Origin of the sequence: Shewanella sp. BC20 (assembly GCF_003129585.1) — a bacterium.
GTDB classification, from domain to species: Bacteria; Pseudomonadota; Gammaproteobacteria; order Enterobacterales; family Shewanellaceae; genus Shewanella; species Shewanella seohaensis.
Genome location: NZ_NHRI01000007.1, coordinates 144,208 through 160,030 on the forward strand (window position 1 = coordinate 144,208; position 15,823 = coordinate 160,030).

The following is a 15,823-nucleotide window of genomic DNA, read 5'->3' on the forward strand; positions in this document are numbered from 1 at the left end:
TAAATCCCTTTAGAGAAAGAGCGGTTTTTTTATAATTTTTTATCTTGTTTTTGTGCCATCGCGGCGCCCTGCCGCGATGGTGCAATACCTAAATCAATATTAGGCACCGCGTTGTTTTAGCATAGCTACAGCCGGTAACTCTTTACCTTCTAAAAACTCAAGGAAAGCGCCACCGCCAGTAGAAATGTAAGAGACTTTATCAGCGATATCATACTTGTCGACCGCCGCTAAGGTGTCACCACCGCCAGCGATAGAGAAGGCTTTAGAATCAGCGATAGCTTGTGCGATACGCTTAGTGCCTTCACCGAATTGGTCGAACTCGAACACGCCCACAGGGCCGTTCCATACGATAGTGCCAGCAGACTCGATGATTTTCGCTAAGGCTTCGGCGCTGTCGGGACCGATGTCGAAAATCATGTCGCTATCGCCCACTTCATTGACCGCTTTTAAGGTCGCAGCGGCCGTTGGGCTAAACTCACCCGCAACCACCACATCGGTAGGCACAGGGATGTCGCCACCGCGGCTTTGGGCATTCGCCACTAAGCGCTTAGCTTCATCAATTAAATCCGCTTCGTATAAGGATTTACCTACATTGTGGCCCGCCGCAGCGATAAAGGTGTTGGCGATACCACCGCCAACCACTAACTGGTCGACAATGCCAGATAAGCTTTCTAATACGGTCAGCTTAGTCGACACTTTAGAACCACCAACGATGGCCACTAATGGGCGCGCTGGGTTGTCTAAGGCTTTGCCTAACGCTTCTAATTCTTGTGCTAATAATGGGCCAGCACAGGCGATAGGAGCGTGTAAGCCAACACCATTGGTTGAGGCTTCTGCACGGTGAGCGGTGCCGAAGGCATCCATCACATACACATCACATAAGGCCGCCATTTTCTTTGACAGGGCTTCGTCGTTTTTCTTCTCGCCTTTGTTAAAGCGAACGTTTTCAAACACAACCACTTCGCCTACCGCCACTTCAACGCCGTCTAAATAGTCGGTCGCTAAGCGCACAGGGCAAGACAGAGCTTTGGCCAAGTAATCGACCACAGGTTGCATGGAGAATTCGCTGTTGTATTCACCTTCGGTTGGACGACCTAAGTGAGACATCACCATTACCGCAGCACCTTTGGCAAGGGCTAATTCGATAGTGGGAAGAGAGGCGCGCAGACGTGCATCACTGGTGACGACGCCGTTGCTGACTGGCACATTGAGATCTTCACGAATAAGCACTCGCTTACCTTGGAGATCTAAATCTGACATATTGATAATTGCCATGGTAACGCTTCCTTTTATAATCAAAAAAACAAACTGGTTTTGCATCAATCGGTTAGCTTAGATAGCTACTCGGCACTCGACATCCCGTCGAATTGGCCACTCGGCTTAACCCATTGGTATAAATTCTTATCTTCAGCTTTGTTTAGCTGCAATCATCGCCAAACTGGTATCTAGCATGCGATTTGCAAAGCCCCACTCGTTATCGCACCACAGCAACAGTTTAACCAACTGCCCAGCGCTCACCCGCGTCTGGGTGCCATCGACAATACTTGAGCGCGGATCGTGGTTAAAATCACAGGATACGAGCGGCTCATCAGTATAGCCTAAGATACCGTTAAATCGTCCATTGGCGGCCAATTCTAACACTTGATTGACGGTCGCAATATCCACTGTTTTATCTAATGTTACCGAAAGATCGATAGCAGTAACGTTGATCGTGGGAACGCGCACCGAAATCGCCTCAAACTTGTCCTTCATATGCGGTAAAATCCGCTCGATACCGCGGGCAAGTTTAGTATCAACGGGAATAATCGACTGACCCGCAGCTCGGGTGCGACGTAAGTCATCATGATAGGCATCAATCACTTGCTGATCGTTCATCGCAGAATGGATAGTGGTAATCGCGCCGCTTTTCACACCAAAGTGTTTATCCAGAACATCGATCACGGGCACGATACAGTTGGTCGTACAAGAAGCATTAGAAACCACTGTATGCTCGGCGCGCAGTAAGTCTTGATTCACACCGTAAACGATAGTGCCGTCAACATCGGCAGAAGAAGGGTGACTGATTAAGACCTGTTTGGCGCCAGCGTGGATATGGGCCTCGCAGCTGTTGCGATCTAAGATGGCGCCTGTCGCTTCATAGACGATGTCGATGTCCATCTCACGCCAAGGCAGCTTGGCTGGATCCGGTTCATGGAGAATTTTGATGACGTCATCGCCGATCAGCATCAGATCATCGACTAATTTGACTTTGGGCTGAAACCGACCGTGGGTAGTGTCGTACTGGGTCAGATGGATGATGGCTTCGGGCTTAGCCAACTCGTTGATTGCGACAATTTGTATTTGCTGACGTTTTCCGGACTCATATAAAGCGCGAAGGATTGAGCGGCCAATACGACCATAACCATTGATTGCGACTCGGATCATTGAGGTCTTTATTTCCTCTTAACAGTACTGCATATACAAAAACGGCCTGCAAACGATTGCAGGCCGCATTATACAGATTAACCTTTCAAAAGTTTAACCTTTTGTCGGTAATCCCATCACCTAAACAATTAGCCTAGTGATTTTGCAGCGTTCAGCACATTTTCAACGGTGAAACCGAAGTGCTTCAGCAGCACGTTGCCTGGCGCAGACTCACCAAAGGTAGTCATGCCAACAACTGTGCCTTCGAAACCAACATATTTGTACCAGAAGTCAGTATGGGCCGCTTCGATAGCAATACGTTTAGTCACAGCTTTTGGCAGTACAGATTCTTTGTAAGCAGCATCTTGCTTATCAAACTCAGTGTTTGATGGCATAGAAACAACGCGAACTTGTTTGCCTTGTTCGGTCAGCGCTGCAGCCGCTTCTACCGCTAATTGCACTTCACTACCGGTTGCAATCAGGATGTACTCAGGTGTACCCGCACAGTCTTGCAGTACGTAAGCGCCTTTTGCCACATTCGCTAACTGCTCAGCAGTACGAGCTTGAGCCTTCAGGTTTTGACGGCTGAATACTAGCGATGTTGGTGCATGACGACGTTCGATAGCCGCTTTCCAAGCCACTGCGGTTTCAGCCGCGTCACATGGGCGCCATACCGCCATATTTGGCGTCATACGCAGGTTAGCTAATTGCTCAACTGGTTGGTGAGTTGGACCATCTTCACCTTGACCGATAGAGTCATGGGTGTAAACGAAGATGTTTTGAATGCCCATCAGCGCAGACATACGTACTGCGTTACGTGCGTATTCCATGAACATCATGAAAGTCGCGCCGTAGTTGATGAAACCACCGTGGAGTGACACACCGTTCATGATGCCGCTCATACCGAACTCACGCACACCGTAGTACACGTAGTTACCCGCTGGATCTTCTTGAATACCTTTAGAACCTGCCCACAGGGTCAGGTTAGAACCCGCTAAGTCAGCACTGCCGCCTAACAGTTCAGGCAGAACCGCACCGAAGGCTGCAATCGCGTTCTGTGACGCTTTACGGCTCGCAATACCTTCGCCTTTCGCTTGGCATTCTTGGATAAAGGCTTGTGCTTTGGCTTCGAAATCTGCTGGTAATTCACCTTTCAGAACGCGGCGCTCGTATTCGGCAGCCAGTTCTGGGTAAGCTTTCGCGTAAGCGGCAAACTTGTCGTTCCATGCTGCTTCACGGGCGTTACCGGCTTCTTTAGCATCCCAACCTGCGTAAACGTCGGCAGGGATTTCGAATGGCGCATGTGGCCAGCCTAAGAATTCACGGGCCGCTGCGATTTCGGCATCACCTAATGGTGCGCCGTGGCAATCGTGGCTACCAGATTTGTTTGGTGAACCAAAACCGATAATGGTTTTGCAGCAGATCATGGTTGGCTTGTCGGTCACCGCTTTTGCCGCTTCGATAGCCGCGCGAATCGCATCGCTATCGTGACCATCCACGTTAGCAATCACATGCCAGCCGTATGATTCGAAACGTTTTGGCGTGTCATCGGTAAACCAGCCTTCAACATGACCGTCGATAGAGATGCCGTTGTCATCCCAAAATGCGATCAGTTTGCCTAGGCCTAAAGTGCCAGCCAGAGAACAAGCTTCGTGGGAAATACCTTCCATCAAGCAGCCATCGCCGAGGAAGCAGTAAGTGTAGTGGTCAACAATCTCGTGACCTTCACGGTTAAACTGTGCCGCTAAGGTTTTTTCAGCAATCGCCATACCCACAGCGTTGCTGATCCCCGCCCCTAATGGGCCAGTGGTGGTTTCAACACCTAGGGTGTAACCGTATTCTGGGTGACCCGGAGTTTTTGAATGTAACTGACGGAATTGCTTCAGTTCATCGATAGGCAGGTCGTAGCCAGTCAGGTGTAATAAAGAGTAGATCAGCATAGATCCGTGACCGTTAGAGAGGATAAAACGATCTCTATCTACCCATTTCGGATTGTTCGGATTGTGCTTAAGGAAATCATTCCACAGCACTTCAGCAATATCTGCCATGCCCATTGGGGCGCCAGGGTGGCCTGAGTTTGCTTTTTGAACTGCATCCATACTTAACGCACGGATTGCGTTGGCGAGTACTTTACGGGAAGACATGCTCTCTCCTGCTTAATTTGTGGGGTCTAGCGGGCAATTTGGACGCATATTTTCCCCTACATAGCGAAGCGACGCAAACGAAAATTGCATTCCACTGTCCAGTCTGGTGGATTACACCTTTGAAGGTTTAGGCTAATTCATCTTAAAACACATTAAACATATTTGTAATACAATAATTCAAATATGTTATATCCTTTGTCACATAGAGTCCCATAGCAATCAGACTACAACCTTGGTTTGAGCTTAGCTCAGCGATAACTTGCCCAACTCATCCAAGGCAAAAACCACATACCACTATCAATTCATTGAGTTAGAGCAGAAACTCCAGCGCCACAAACTCTATCCGATTTGGGGCTTACCTCACTTTACACACAAATATTTAGTTTAGGGGGTGTCAACCAAGGGAAATTCCACTAAAATAGCCGTCTAGATGTAGATGCTTCTACACGTTTGATTGCTAACGACGAGATTTTCCTACTATGGCAAAGCACTTGTTTACTTCTGAGTCGGTCTCAGAAGGTCATCCCGATAAGATTGCAGATCAGATTTCTGATGCTGTGCTAGATGCGATTCTGGCCCAAGATCCTAAAGCACGTGTTGCGTGCGAAACATATGTCAAAACTGGCATGGTATTAGTAGGTGGCGAAGTGACCACCTCTGCCTGGGTTGATATTGAAGAGCTGACCCGTAAAACGGTTCGTGAAATTGGTTATGTCCATTCAGATATGGGCTTCGATGCCGATTCTTGCGCAGTATTAAATGCGATTGGTAAACAGTCTCCAGACATCAACCAAGGTGTCGACCGTGCCGATCCAAAAGAACAAGGTGCCGGCGACCAAGGTTTAATGTTTGGTTATGCCAGCAACGAAACCGACATTCTGATGCCAGCGCCTATCACTTATGCCCACGCATTAGTGAAGCGTCAATCTGAAGTACGTAAAGATGGCACTCTGCCATGGTTACGCCCAGATGCGAAAAGCCAAGTCACCTTCGCTTACGAAGACAACAAGATTGTTGGTATCGATGCGATCGTACTGTCTACTCAGCACAGCCCAGACATCGCCCAAGCGGATCTGATCGAAGGCGTGATGGAAACCATCATCAAGCCAGTTCTGCCAGCACAATGGCTGAACAAGGACACTAAATACTTCATCAACCCAACTGGCCGTTTCGTTATCGGTGGTCCAATGGGTGACTGTGGTTTAACTGGCCGTAAGATCATCGTAGATACCTACGGTGGTATGGCGCGTCACGGTGGTGGTGCTTTCTCTGGTAAAGACCCATCAAAAGTTGACCGTAGTGCGGCCTACGCTGCCCGTTACGTAGCGAAAAACATCGTAGCTGCGGGTCTGGCTGACCGTTGTGAGATCCAAGTGTCTTACGCTATCGGTGTGGCAGAACCTACGTCTATCAGCGTTGAGACCTTCGGTACTGGTAAAGTGTCTGAAGAAGTCTTAATCAAGTTAGTCCGTCAACACTTCGACCTGCGTCCATACGGCCTAACCGAAATGTTGAACCTAGCTCGCCCAATCTATCAAGCAACCGCCGCTTATGGTCACTTTGGCCGTAACGAGTTCCCATGGGAAGCGACGGATAAAGCTGACGCACTGCGCGCCGATGCAGGTCTATAATCTGCATTAAGCTCACGCTTTCGCACAAAAAAACCGCCTAAGGGCGGTTTTTTTATGCTTAGGATGTATTGCCTAACTCCATTCCTCTCAGCAAGATGGCTTTCACTCTAGGCAAAAGACAGAGACTCAATGAAGCCGTTAATCGCACAACTCCAATCCTGTTCTTGGGCGAGCAAGGTGGGCCATCACGAGCCCATGGCCAACACCTTAGGCAGCCTAGAAGACATCGCCAATTACCTTGAAAGGGATCCCGACCGTTTTTTCGAACCGCCCTGCACTGAACCCTATGAAAGCTTATGTGTTAGCGACCATCAACAAGCCGACAGATTAAAGCCCCAAGTCTCTAGCGAAATCGTCGCTCAAATCGCGAAAACCGCCTATCTGGAAACGTGGAAAATAATGCCCGTTGCTGAGATTTGCGCGCTAGTCGCAGATGATGCCGATACCTTAGCCACCTTATTGTTAGCCGAAGTCACGCTATGCGACTTCACACAAGAACGTCTAGCCTGGTACTTGCAGGGACGGCTTCCTTTTGGCTATCAAGGTAATTACCCGACGGGGAAATGGTTAATCCTGTGATCCGGATTAACAATGGTCAAAATGGGCGTTTTGCATACACAAGAGGTTTATCTGCGCGGCGGATAACAGTGCACAGTCTTGCACGCTGATTATCCTTGCGCCCTTAACTGCCTCAGGCGTTAAACGGACTATAGCCGCACTGTAGGCATTGGTTTTGCCACAATCGAGCCAACAATCTTCAATCTGCAGCCAATAATGGGGGCGACTATCGTCGCAATCGACTTCAAATCCACGGGCTTCACATTGCTGCAACGCACACTCGGATAGCAAGACTCGCAAATTATCCCAAGCCGACAAGTTCGCATTGGCGTATGTCGTCAGCAGGGTGCTGACTAAGGTATTAGTCACTATTTCTCTCCAACCAAAAGGTTTTAGCCTCAGGGCCTGGCATCGCCTTGGCGTTTAACCAGCCCTGCACATAACCCACACCTGCCGCTTTAACAAACTCGCCCTCAGTGGTGGTTTCAACCCCTTCGGCAATCAAACTAAAGCCTAAACTATTACAAAGCTTACAGATTTGCAGATACAAGGTCCGCCCTTTTGGCTCGCTGGTATTGGCCAGAATACTGCGGTCGAGCTTAATCCAATCCACATTGATCCGGCTCAGCAGACTTAAGCTAGAAAAACCCATACCAAAGTCATCTAAGAAGAAGCTAAAGCCATGCTGCTTAAGCTGGCGCATGCTGCTATCGATGCGATTCAAATCCAACATAAAGGCCGATTCTAACATCTCAATTTCGACTCGGTTGGCAACACTGCCTAATCTTTCGTGCAGCGTCGCTAGCAACTGAGGATCGGTAATATTGTTAGGGTCGATATTGATGCTCACTTTAGGGAAAAATCCTTCTAATTCCCAGCGGGCCAGATCCTCTGCAACCGTATTAATCACAAAGCGGTCGATGATATGGGAATAGCCTGCACGCTGAAAGGCATCAATAAAGTAAGGCCCCTTCAAGTTGCCATGTTCATCCTTCAACCGAATAAGCGCCTCAAATCCCACCACATGGTCACTGCTGAGGGCAATTTTAGGCTGATAATGCAGCTGTAACTCCCCTGCCAAGACCTCCTTAATGGTCTTCTCGAGGTTTAATTCAGCTTTCAGTGATTCGGACTGCTGCTGTGAGTAATGCTGCTCACTCATCCGGTCGATATCCGCTTGAAACTGCACGCGTTTGATTAACTCACTATCGAACTCATAGTGCTCAGACATCAAGGAGAAACGCCTTACAAAGGGAAGATAAACCAATACTCCAAGTCCGATTAATAACACTTGGAACAACACCGCGCTGATATGGCCACTGGCAATGTAAGCGTTGAGCAGTGGCGGCGTGATCCAAGGAAAGCTGTGCCCCTCAAAGCTTAAGATCCCAACATTTATGGCACTGTAAGCTAAGATAAAATTTATCAGCGGTGACAGAATAAACGGCACTAATAAACGTGGGTTAAAGATAATGGGGAGACCGTAAATCAGGATCTCATTGATGTTAAAAATCGCAAAGGGCGTGGCAATTTTAGCAATATGCCGAGTGGCACTGTCTTTAGCACCGATAAAAATGGCAATGATCAAGGATAGCGTTGCACCACTGCCACCATAGAGAATAAACAAGTCCATAAACTGGCTAGCAGTCAAGTGCGGCACCAATTCCACTAAGCCATTATCGACACCGATCAACAGCAGATAGGCATTATCGCCATGCACCCCAAAACACCAAAGCACATGAGTGATTAGGATCCGCATAAACAATTGCACCCCAAGACTCGCCTGCTGCAGTGCATCGATGAATGGGGCAAACAACCATTCTAAAAAGATAGAGGCTTCAGCAACAATGGCGAACAGGCCAATAAAACCAATCACTAATGGGAAGAATAAGTTTAAGTGTTGCTTTAAGTAACGGCTAAGCGCCTTAGCCTTAATAAACTTTAGTCCATCCCACGCCGTCAAAAATCGTAATAAATAGGCCGAAATAATTGGTAAAACAGCAATGCGTGGGTCCGCCAAAATGGCACGCACATAATCGAGATTAAATACATTCCCCGTATCTTGGGCATTAATAGCGAGCAATAGACTCAGCGACAAAGAACACACCACAATCGCCGACAGCTGCAAATATTTAGCAAAATGGAAGGACAGGGAAATTAATGCCAGCAGCGGAAAAATCTTTAAAAGTTGTGCCGAAAAAAAACTGATCCCCTGATGAAATACAGAGCCCTGCCAAGTCGGCATGCCGATGTCGAGTAACGCAATAATCAGCGAGAGAAATGAATTAATTAAAATAAAAGGCAGTAACGCGATAAAGGATTCACGTATCGAGATAAGAAAGCTTCTATCGAGAAATTGGCGTAGCTCAAACTTCATAGCGCTATTTTTATAGATTGGTATGCACTAACCATAGTCGATACTCAGTATTCCTCATAACGATATGGGTTAAATACTGAGTTTCCAGGCAAGAACAAGCCTCATATTGCATGCCGATTAAGCTTGAGTCCGCGCCACCATCAAATAATAATCTCTTGCTGAAACCGTAAAAAAGTCAGCCACCTGCATTGCAGCCTTTTGGGTGTGGGCAGCAAAGGAACGCTCGTTTTCCTCCGCGATGAAGGTCACCGCATAGGCAAAATGAGGGGCAATTTGCTGATAAATCCCCTTCACTAAGGCCGCAAAAATCCCCTGACCTCGGTAATGTTGATCAATCCAAATCGGGCCATATTGGCAACTGTTCTGCTGCGTTAATCTAGGGCCATCCCACTCGGCCTTAGCCAAGCGGTTGAGGAGTGTGCGGTACATAGGCCAAGTGGTGAAAAACGCCCAGCGCCCGGCAATCACATAACCGATAATTCGCCCTTTATCTTCGGCCACTACCACCCAGTGCCGAGTCACTAATTCGGTCAGCTCATTACGGCCGAATGCTTGTCCCTCCAACCCCATCGCCGAAGACGCCAGTTCATCGTTGAGGAAAGTCCTTTCTAATACAACTAAGGAATCAATATCTTGCGTCGTAGCTGGACGTATATTCACTGTCATTATCTTCACTCAATTTGGTGAGCAATCTGGTTGGCGGCGCGCCAGTATACAGGAGTCACTAATCATCCCAATAATAGATGCACAAAAAATGGTGTTTTTTTAGCCCATTGATTTGCAAATTATCCTGTTGTTTTCCAAACTTAAGGCATATTTTTTGCCCATTAGGCGCCACCATGTTGCCCGAAACCATCAACCCCAATGTCAGCCTACTCGATAGCGATCACCAGCAAGTCAATCTCGGTCGCTGGATGCACCAATGTGAGTTGATTAAAAGCTACTACAGCGCCACCAGCGTGTTTGTGCTGCAAATGACTCAGTCTGGGTTTGAAGTGATTGTCAGTTCGGTGAGCGAAACCCCGCTGTTTACCTCAGGCACTTTGTTTGCGAGCGACTTCCCCCTGTTTGAACAACTTAAACATAGCCCTGCGGAAGGGGATTATCTTAATCTCGGCCGTTTTATGCTCGATGAATTGCCACGGGATTTTGATGGTATTCAACATATTCTCTCCCGCCCTATCGCTTGGCCCGACGGCAGTCAATTTGGTTCGCTGTGCGTGTTAAATCCCCATATGCTCGATCCCTTAAACAACAGCGCCATGCTGGAGCCCTTCCAAATTCTGCTGCAGCAGGAATTGTCCCTGCTATGTCAAAACCATCGAATCGAATCGCTGTCGATGCGCGATCAAGAAACCGGCATGCTCAACCATTATGGCTTTATGATGATGGCGCCAAGACAGCTCAATCTCGGCCGCCGTTTTGGCGCCCACGCGGGAATTCTTTTTTTCGAGTTGATTGAGGCAAACACCTCAGAAAACAGCTTAGAAGAGAAACACCACAGGCTGCTGGGCAATTTAGTCCAAGATACCATTCGCACCGCCGATGTGGCCGCCCATTTCAGCGCAACCCAGTTTGTGGTGTTAGCCTTTGTCGATAGTGAGCGCGATATATTGCACATTATGAAGCGGGTCGAAAAACAATTAGAGCAGCAAAATCACCATCTCAAGCTCGATGCCAGTTACAGCTTTTTTACCCCCGAATCGACGGCCAAGTTAGCGCCCATGATGGAGGACGCCCGCAGCAAACTCAAATCCATGCAGCCCGAACCTGAGCCAACACCTGCAAATCAAGCGCCCAAGTTCGATGCCAAACTGTACGATAATCCCGCCGCCGACTCGGCCGAACTCTAGTCTTTATACAGGCAATTAGTCTTTATGCTTAGGCAATTCGTTTTTAGTCAGCTCATCCTGACGCTTCGCCCATTGGATAAACAGCACCACGGGATAGGGAGACATCAGCACCAACCCTAAACCTATGAGACTTGAGATCAATAACATACCACTGATTTCTAGACTCCATTGGGTCAACATATAGATCCCAAGTCCACAAACTAACATCAAAACACCTAACCAATGTAAAAACTTCAATAAATTCATAGTGATTTTAATGGTATCTGTCATATAAACCTCTTTTTATCTCCCGCTAAACTTGTACACTATGGTCATGAATACGGAAAAAGGAACTGAGACAATGTTAAAACAAACATTTCTATTAAGCGCATTACTTTTTGGTTTAACCGCATGTCAGAGCACAGACGTTGCCAATCAGGACACAGTGCCATTACAGGGAAGCTGGCATATTGAAGCCGTTCAAGGGCAACCCACAGTGGATTACAGCCCAGCGCAAATCACCTTCGCCGATGAAGGAAAACTCTCTGGCAATAACAGCTGCAACAACTTCTTTGGCCAATATAGCCAACAGGGACAGGAGCTAAAAATCATTCCTGGCGGCAGCACGATGAAGGCCTGTGTCGATGCGCTGATGCAGCAGGAGCATAAAGTGATGCAAGCCCTACCATTGGTCGCTAAGGCCAAGCTAGTGCAAGGGCGTTTAACTCTGCTTAGCAGCGACGATAAGCCCGTCCTTGTCCTAAGCCAGCTTAAATAAGCTCGCTTCGATAATAAAAAACCGCCTAGTTGGCGGTTTTTTATTATTCAATGAATTAACTTTTCGTCGCGGCGTTTTCACTCGCGGCATTTTGCTCGGCAATCATAGCGCTCTGTACCATGTCGGCATTGTAATGTTCAACATCCAGCTCATCTTCTGACTTAGCAATCACAGTCGTCGCCACTAAGTCACCAGAAACGTTTACGACAGTGCGCGCCATATCGAGAATACGGTCAATCCCCGCAATCAAGGCCACACCTTCTAAGGGTAAGCCCACGGTCGAAAGCACTAAGGTCAACATCACTAAGCCCGCACCCGGCACACCCGCGGTGCCGATTGAGGCTAAGGTCGCGGTTAAAATAATCGTTAGATAGTCGACCCAAGTTAAATCGATACCAAAGGCCTGCGCCACAAACAGCGCGGTCACGCCTTGATACAAGGCCGTACCATCCATATTGATGGTGGTCCCTAAGGGCAACACAAAACTAGAGATCTTCTTATTTACCCCGAGATATTCGCTTGCACATTTCATGCTGGCCGGTAAGGTACCCGCCGAACTTGAAGTGGTAAATGCCACCGCCATCGCATTGCTGATCCCCTTGAAAAAATGCAGTGGATTGAGCTTGGCAAATAGGCGCAGCACTATGCTGTAGAAGCCTAACACGTGGATAATACAGCCAATATATACGGCAATAATCACTTTAATCAGCGGCCACAGCATATCGATGCCATACTCGCCCGCGACCCATGCCATCAGACCAAAGACCCCATAAGGAGCAAGCTTCATCACCATGTCGGTGAGTTTGTACATGGCCTCGGCAAGGCTTTCAAATACCTTGATTGCAGGCTTACCATGGTCGCCAATCAAGACCAAGGCAATCCCTAAGGCCACGGCAAACACAATGACTTGCAGGATTTGGCCACTCGCCAAGGCGGCAACGGGGTTAGTAGGGACAATGTCAATCAGGGTTTGCATCACCGAAGGCACTTCTTTCGCCGTTTGTACCGCTTCGTGTTGCAGTAAAGGCACGCCCGCACCGGGTTGCACCACATAGCCCACGGCTAAACCTAAACTGATCGCAATCGCGGTGGTGCAAAGGTAAAACGCAAAGGATTTAAAACCAATTCGGCCCATTTTGGCGGTGTCTTCCATTGAGGTCACACCGACAATCAATGAACAAAACACTAAAGGCACAATCAGCATCTTGATGGTATTCACAAACAGGGTGCCAATAGGTTTCAGGTAAGAAGCCTGCTCACCTAAGCTGACGCCCACCGCAATCCCCAACACCATACCAACGAAAATTTGCAGCCACAGGGGCACTGACATCCAGGAAGACCAGATCCGGCCTAGGGCTGATGACCTATGTTTTGACATGTTTATAACCTTGAGTTTGAAATGATGATAGGGCTGAGCCTTATCCTTGGCGGGACTAACTTAAATTAGCCAGCCGCCGAGTCTAACATAAGGGATAAAATTCTAAGGATGATCTATATCACGTTGATGCCAACCGCTGCAAAATCCAGCTAAGGCAAAGCCTAGGCCTCAAATTGCACCGAATTGACTGAGGCGGAAAAACGTTGGCGATAAAGGGATGCGGGCGGCTGCTCGCACTCGATAAGGTAGCTCCAATAGTCATCGTCAAAACCACTGAAGAGTGACTGATTATCCCCCTGTGATTTGAGGATCAAATACCACCAAACCAGCCCCCATAGCCCGAAGGTGATCAAGGTGAGCATAAAGTGCATGGCGTGATTAATCTGCAGATCTTTTTGCACATCATAGGGTTGTAAAAACCTTGGTTTAAAGCGACGAGTTGATTTTACGAATGCCATAATCGCACCACTCACTTAGGGTGAAAACCTTATTCAAGCCTAGCAGATTAGACTTTAGTCGTAAAAAAATCAGCCGCGATTAAAGCAGGATTTGAAACGCTGTTCACTCGTTCTTCTAAACGGTTCCGTGCTAAAGTGTGCCGCCGAATAAAAGCCGATGCATAAGCGTCATCCCCATACACAAGAGCGGTAGATGTACTAACCGCCGAGGAGTTGTTATATGTTGATCCGTAAAGCTAAAGTGCAAGATCTCACCGCCCTAGTTCAATTTAATCAGGCAATGGCGCAGGAAACCGAAGGTCTCGCCTTAGACGAAATGACCCTGATTAAAGGCGTTAATACCCTACTGAATCACCCTGAGAAAGGCTTTTATCTGGTAGCCGAAATTGATGGCGAAATTGTCGGTTCGCTGATGGTGACCTTCGAATGGAGCGACTGGCGCGCCAAAGATTATTACTGGATCCAAAGCGTTTATATTCGTCCACAAAATCGCCGTCAGGGGATTTATGGCAAGCTCTATGCTGAGGTAAAACAACTGGCCGAGGCCAATGGTGGCGCCGCGAGTTTCCGTCTCTATGTGGAGCAGGAAAATACCACCGCTCAGCAAACTTACCAAGCGCTAGGGATGAAGCAGAGTTACTATCTGATGTACGAAGAGAAGTAATAAAAAAAGGATCGGGCATAACCCGATCCTTTTATTTTAAACCGCTTTTAATTCCAAGCTTAGCTTAACAAGCCAAACAGAATAGCGGTCATCGCCAGCAGGCCCGCAATAATCACAAACACGTTGCTGATGCGGTTACGGTAAGCCTTCAGCGCCGGCACTTTGTACACGGCATACATTGGCATTAAGTACAAAATCGCCGCAATAATCGGCCCGCCCAGCGCCTCAATCATCCCCAAAATACTTGGGTTTTTAATCGCAACGGCCCAAATCGTGGCAAACATAAACACTAAGATAAACTTGTTCAGCTTGTTCTCACTGATTTGTTTGTTACTTGAGCGCAGCTGCTTAACGATAATGCCCTTCATGCCCTCAGTCGCGCCCATGTAGTGACCAAAGAAAGAAGACACAATCGCCACAAACGCAATGAAAGGCCCGAAGTAGCTGACAAAACCACTGTCATGCACGTTCGCAAGGTAAGATAAAATCGGCAGGTTCTTCGCCTTCGCGTCGGCCAACTGTTCTGGCGACAGTGACAAGACGCAGGAGAACACGAATAACATCACAAAGCCGACTAACATCATCGAGGTATTACGCAGGATCACATCGGCCTTACGGGCCGCATTCGCCCCATAGTCACGCTTAAGAGAAACCGAAAATTGCGAAATCGCCGGAGAATGGTTAAAGGCAAACACCAATACAGGAATGGTTAACCATACCGTGCCTAAAAAGGCGCCGGTGTCTGGCACGACTTGCAGCGCATCCATTTTCCACTCTGGGATCAGATAGATGGACATAAAAGCCAAAATGCCCACCAGCGGATAAACCAGCAGTTGAGTCACTTTTAGCATAAATTGCTCACCGGCAACCATTACAGCCATCATGCCGAAAATCAACACGCCAGACAGCAGGAAACGTGGCGGTGAGGCCATGCCCAACTGGTTGACGATAAAGCTGTCGACGGTATTCGTGATCCCCACACCGTAGATCAACACAATGGGATAAATCGCTAAGAAATACAGCAGCGTAATAGCCTTGCCCGCGCCAATCCCAAAGTGTTCTTCAACCACTTGGGTAATGTCACTGCCGGGAATACTCGATGAACATACGAAACGTGACAGGCCGCGGTGGGCAAGATAGGTCATAGGTCCAATGATAATGGCCATCAAGACTAAGGGCCAAAATCCGCCCATGCCCGCATTGATAGGCAGAAATAAAATGCCCGCCCCCACAGCGGTGCCGAATAAACTTAGCATCCAAGTAGTGTCTTGGCGCGTCCATGGTAAGTGTCTTGTTGTGCTTTCTTGCGTGCTTTGAGGTGTTTCGAGAACACTGATCGCATCTTTTTGCATATTAAAATTACCTTACGGTGATACCGCATAAAAAATTCGGCGTAAGGATAGCGAAAAAGCTTTAGCAAAAGTTGATCTAACGCCATTTTAAGTAATGAAATTTCAAATAAAACGGATATTGCGACCTAGATCCATGATTTTGCGTAATAAATTTTCAATAACGCATCAAAACGATCACAATAAATCACCAAGAAAACACAGTAAATTTACCCAAGCACCTAAGTTGCGACATCAGCATGTCGTCGATA

The 15,823-nt window shown here is 47.8% G+C and carries 15 protein-coding genes; 5 read left to right on the forward strand and 10 right to left on the reverse strand.

Going from position 1 to position 15,823, the window contains the following annotated elements; translation table 11 throughout:
* Positions 1–99 precede the first annotated feature (99 nt).
* From CBX96_RS09580 to tkt, 3 genes are all read right to left on the reverse strand, one after another.
* Positions 100–1,275 (reverse strand): phosphoglycerate kinase, encoded by a 1,176-nt coding sequence (locus tag CBX96_RS09580; RefSeq protein WP_011718153.1) that lies wholly within the window; start codon positions 1,273–1,275, stop codon positions 100–102.
* A 132-nt stretch (positions 1,276–1,407) separates the two neighbouring features.
* Positions 1,408–2,424, reverse strand: a complete 1,017-nt coding sequence (gene epd, locus CBX96_RS09585; RefSeq protein ID WP_109286519.1) for an erythrose-4-phosphate dehydrogenase — start codon at positions 2,422–2,424, stop codon at positions 1,408–1,410.
* 128 nt (positions 2,425–2,552) lie between these two features.
* The gene (gene tkt, locus CBX96_RS09590) at positions 2,553–4,547 is read right to left on the reverse strand and encodes a transketolase (protein WP_109286520.1); all 1,995 of its coding nucleotides are present in this window, start codon (positions 4,545–4,547) and stop codon (positions 2,553–2,555) included.
* Between the two features lie 479 nt (positions 4,548–5,026).
* Here tkt and metK point away from each other — a divergent pair, with 479 nt between their 5' ends.
* Both metK and CBX96_RS09600 read left to right on the forward strand, forming a co-directional pair.
* Positions 5,027–6,178 (forward strand): methionine adenosyltransferase, encoded by a 1,152-nt coding sequence (gene metK / locus CBX96_RS09595; RefSeq protein ID WP_011621567.1) that lies wholly within the window; start codon positions 5,027–5,029, stop codon positions 6,176–6,178.
* Between the two features lie 129 nt (positions 6,179–6,307).
* The gene (locus tag CBX96_RS09600; RefSeq protein ID WP_109286521.1) at positions 6,308–6,757 is read left to right on the forward strand and encodes a hypothetical protein; all 450 of its coding nucleotides are present in this window, start codon (positions 6,308–6,310) and stop codon (positions 6,755–6,757) included.
* A gap of 6 nt (positions 6,758–6,763) precedes the next feature.
* Here the strand turns inward: CBX96_RS09600 and CBX96_RS09605 are convergent, their stop codons facing one another.
* The 3 genes from CBX96_RS09605 to CBX96_RS09615 all read right to left on the reverse strand — a co-directional run bounded on the left by CBX96_RS09605 (position 6,764) and on the right by CBX96_RS09615 (position 9,779).
* Positions 6,764–7,105, reverse strand: coding sequence for a hypothetical protein (locus CBX96_RS09605; RefSeq protein ID WP_109286522.1), 342 nt, complete (start codon positions 7,103–7,105; stop codon positions 6,764–6,766).
* A complete protein-coding gene (locus CBX96_RS09610; protein WP_109286523.1) occupies positions 7,098–9,113 on the reverse strand; it encodes an EAL domain-containing protein in 2,016 nt (671 codons plus the stop codon). The genes CBX96_RS09605 and CBX96_RS09610 overlap by 8 nt, the downstream gene beginning before the upstream one ends.
* 117 nt (positions 9,114–9,230) lie before the next feature.
* A complete protein-coding gene (locus CBX96_RS09615) occupies positions 9,231–9,779 on the reverse strand; it encodes a GNAT family N-acetyltransferase (protein ID WP_089067053.1) in 549 nt (182 codons plus the stop codon).
* 173 nt (positions 9,780–9,952) lie between these two features.
* Here CBX96_RS09615 and CBX96_RS09620 point away from each other — a divergent pair, with 173 nt between their 5' ends.
* The gene (locus CBX96_RS09620) at positions 9,953–10,966 is read left to right on the forward strand and encodes a GGDEF domain-containing protein (protein WP_109286524.1); all 1,014 of its coding nucleotides are present in this window, start codon (positions 9,953–9,955) and stop codon (positions 10,964–10,966) included.
* 15 nt (positions 10,967–10,981) lie between these two features.
* Here the strand turns inward: CBX96_RS09620 and CBX96_RS09625 are convergent, their stop codons facing one another.
* Complete coding sequence (locus tag CBX96_RS09625; RefSeq protein ID WP_109286525.1) at positions 10,982–11,236, reverse strand: hypothetical protein; 255 nt, start codon at positions 11,234–11,236, stop codon at positions 10,982–10,984.
* Between the two features lie 70 nt (positions 11,237–11,306).
* On the opposite strand from CBX96_RS09625, the gene CBX96_RS09630 reads away from it, so the two are divergent.
* Complete coding sequence (locus CBX96_RS09630; protein ID WP_011621560.1) at positions 11,307–11,723, forward strand: META domain-containing protein; 417 nt, start codon at positions 11,307–11,309, stop codon at positions 11,721–11,723.
* Positions 11,724–11,778: 55 nt separating this feature from the next.
* Here the strand turns inward: CBX96_RS09630 and CBX96_RS09635 are convergent, their stop codons facing one another.
* The gene (locus tag CBX96_RS09635) at positions 11,779–13,101 is read right to left on the reverse strand and encodes a dicarboxylate/amino acid:cation symporter (protein WP_089067050.1); all 1,323 of its coding nucleotides are present in this window, start codon (positions 13,099–13,101) and stop codon (positions 11,779–11,781) included.
* Positions 13,102–13,262: 161 nt separating this feature from the next.
* Positions 13,263–13,559 carry a DUF4234 domain-containing protein gene (locus tag CBX96_RS09640; RefSeq protein WP_109286555.1) on the reverse strand — a complete coding sequence of 99 codons (297 nt, stop codon included), beginning with the start codon at positions 13,557–13,559 and terminating at the stop codon, positions 13,263–13,265.
* Between the two features lie 220 nt (positions 13,560–13,779).
* Between CBX96_RS09640 and CBX96_RS09645 the strand changes: the two genes are divergently transcribed.
* The gene (locus tag CBX96_RS09645) at positions 13,780–14,223 is read left to right on the forward strand and encodes a GNAT family N-acetyltransferase (RefSeq protein ID WP_109286526.1); all 444 of its coding nucleotides are present in this window, start codon (positions 13,780–13,782) and stop codon (positions 14,221–14,223) included.
* Positions 14,224–14,282: 59 nt separating this feature from the next.
* Here the strand turns inward: CBX96_RS09645 and CBX96_RS09650 are convergent, their stop codons facing one another.
* Entirely contained in the window at positions 14,283–15,575 is a 1,293-nt protein-coding gene (locus CBX96_RS09650) for a serine/threonine transporter (protein WP_109286527.1), read from the reverse strand.
* Between the last annotated feature and the right edge of the window lie 248 nt (positions 15,576–15,823).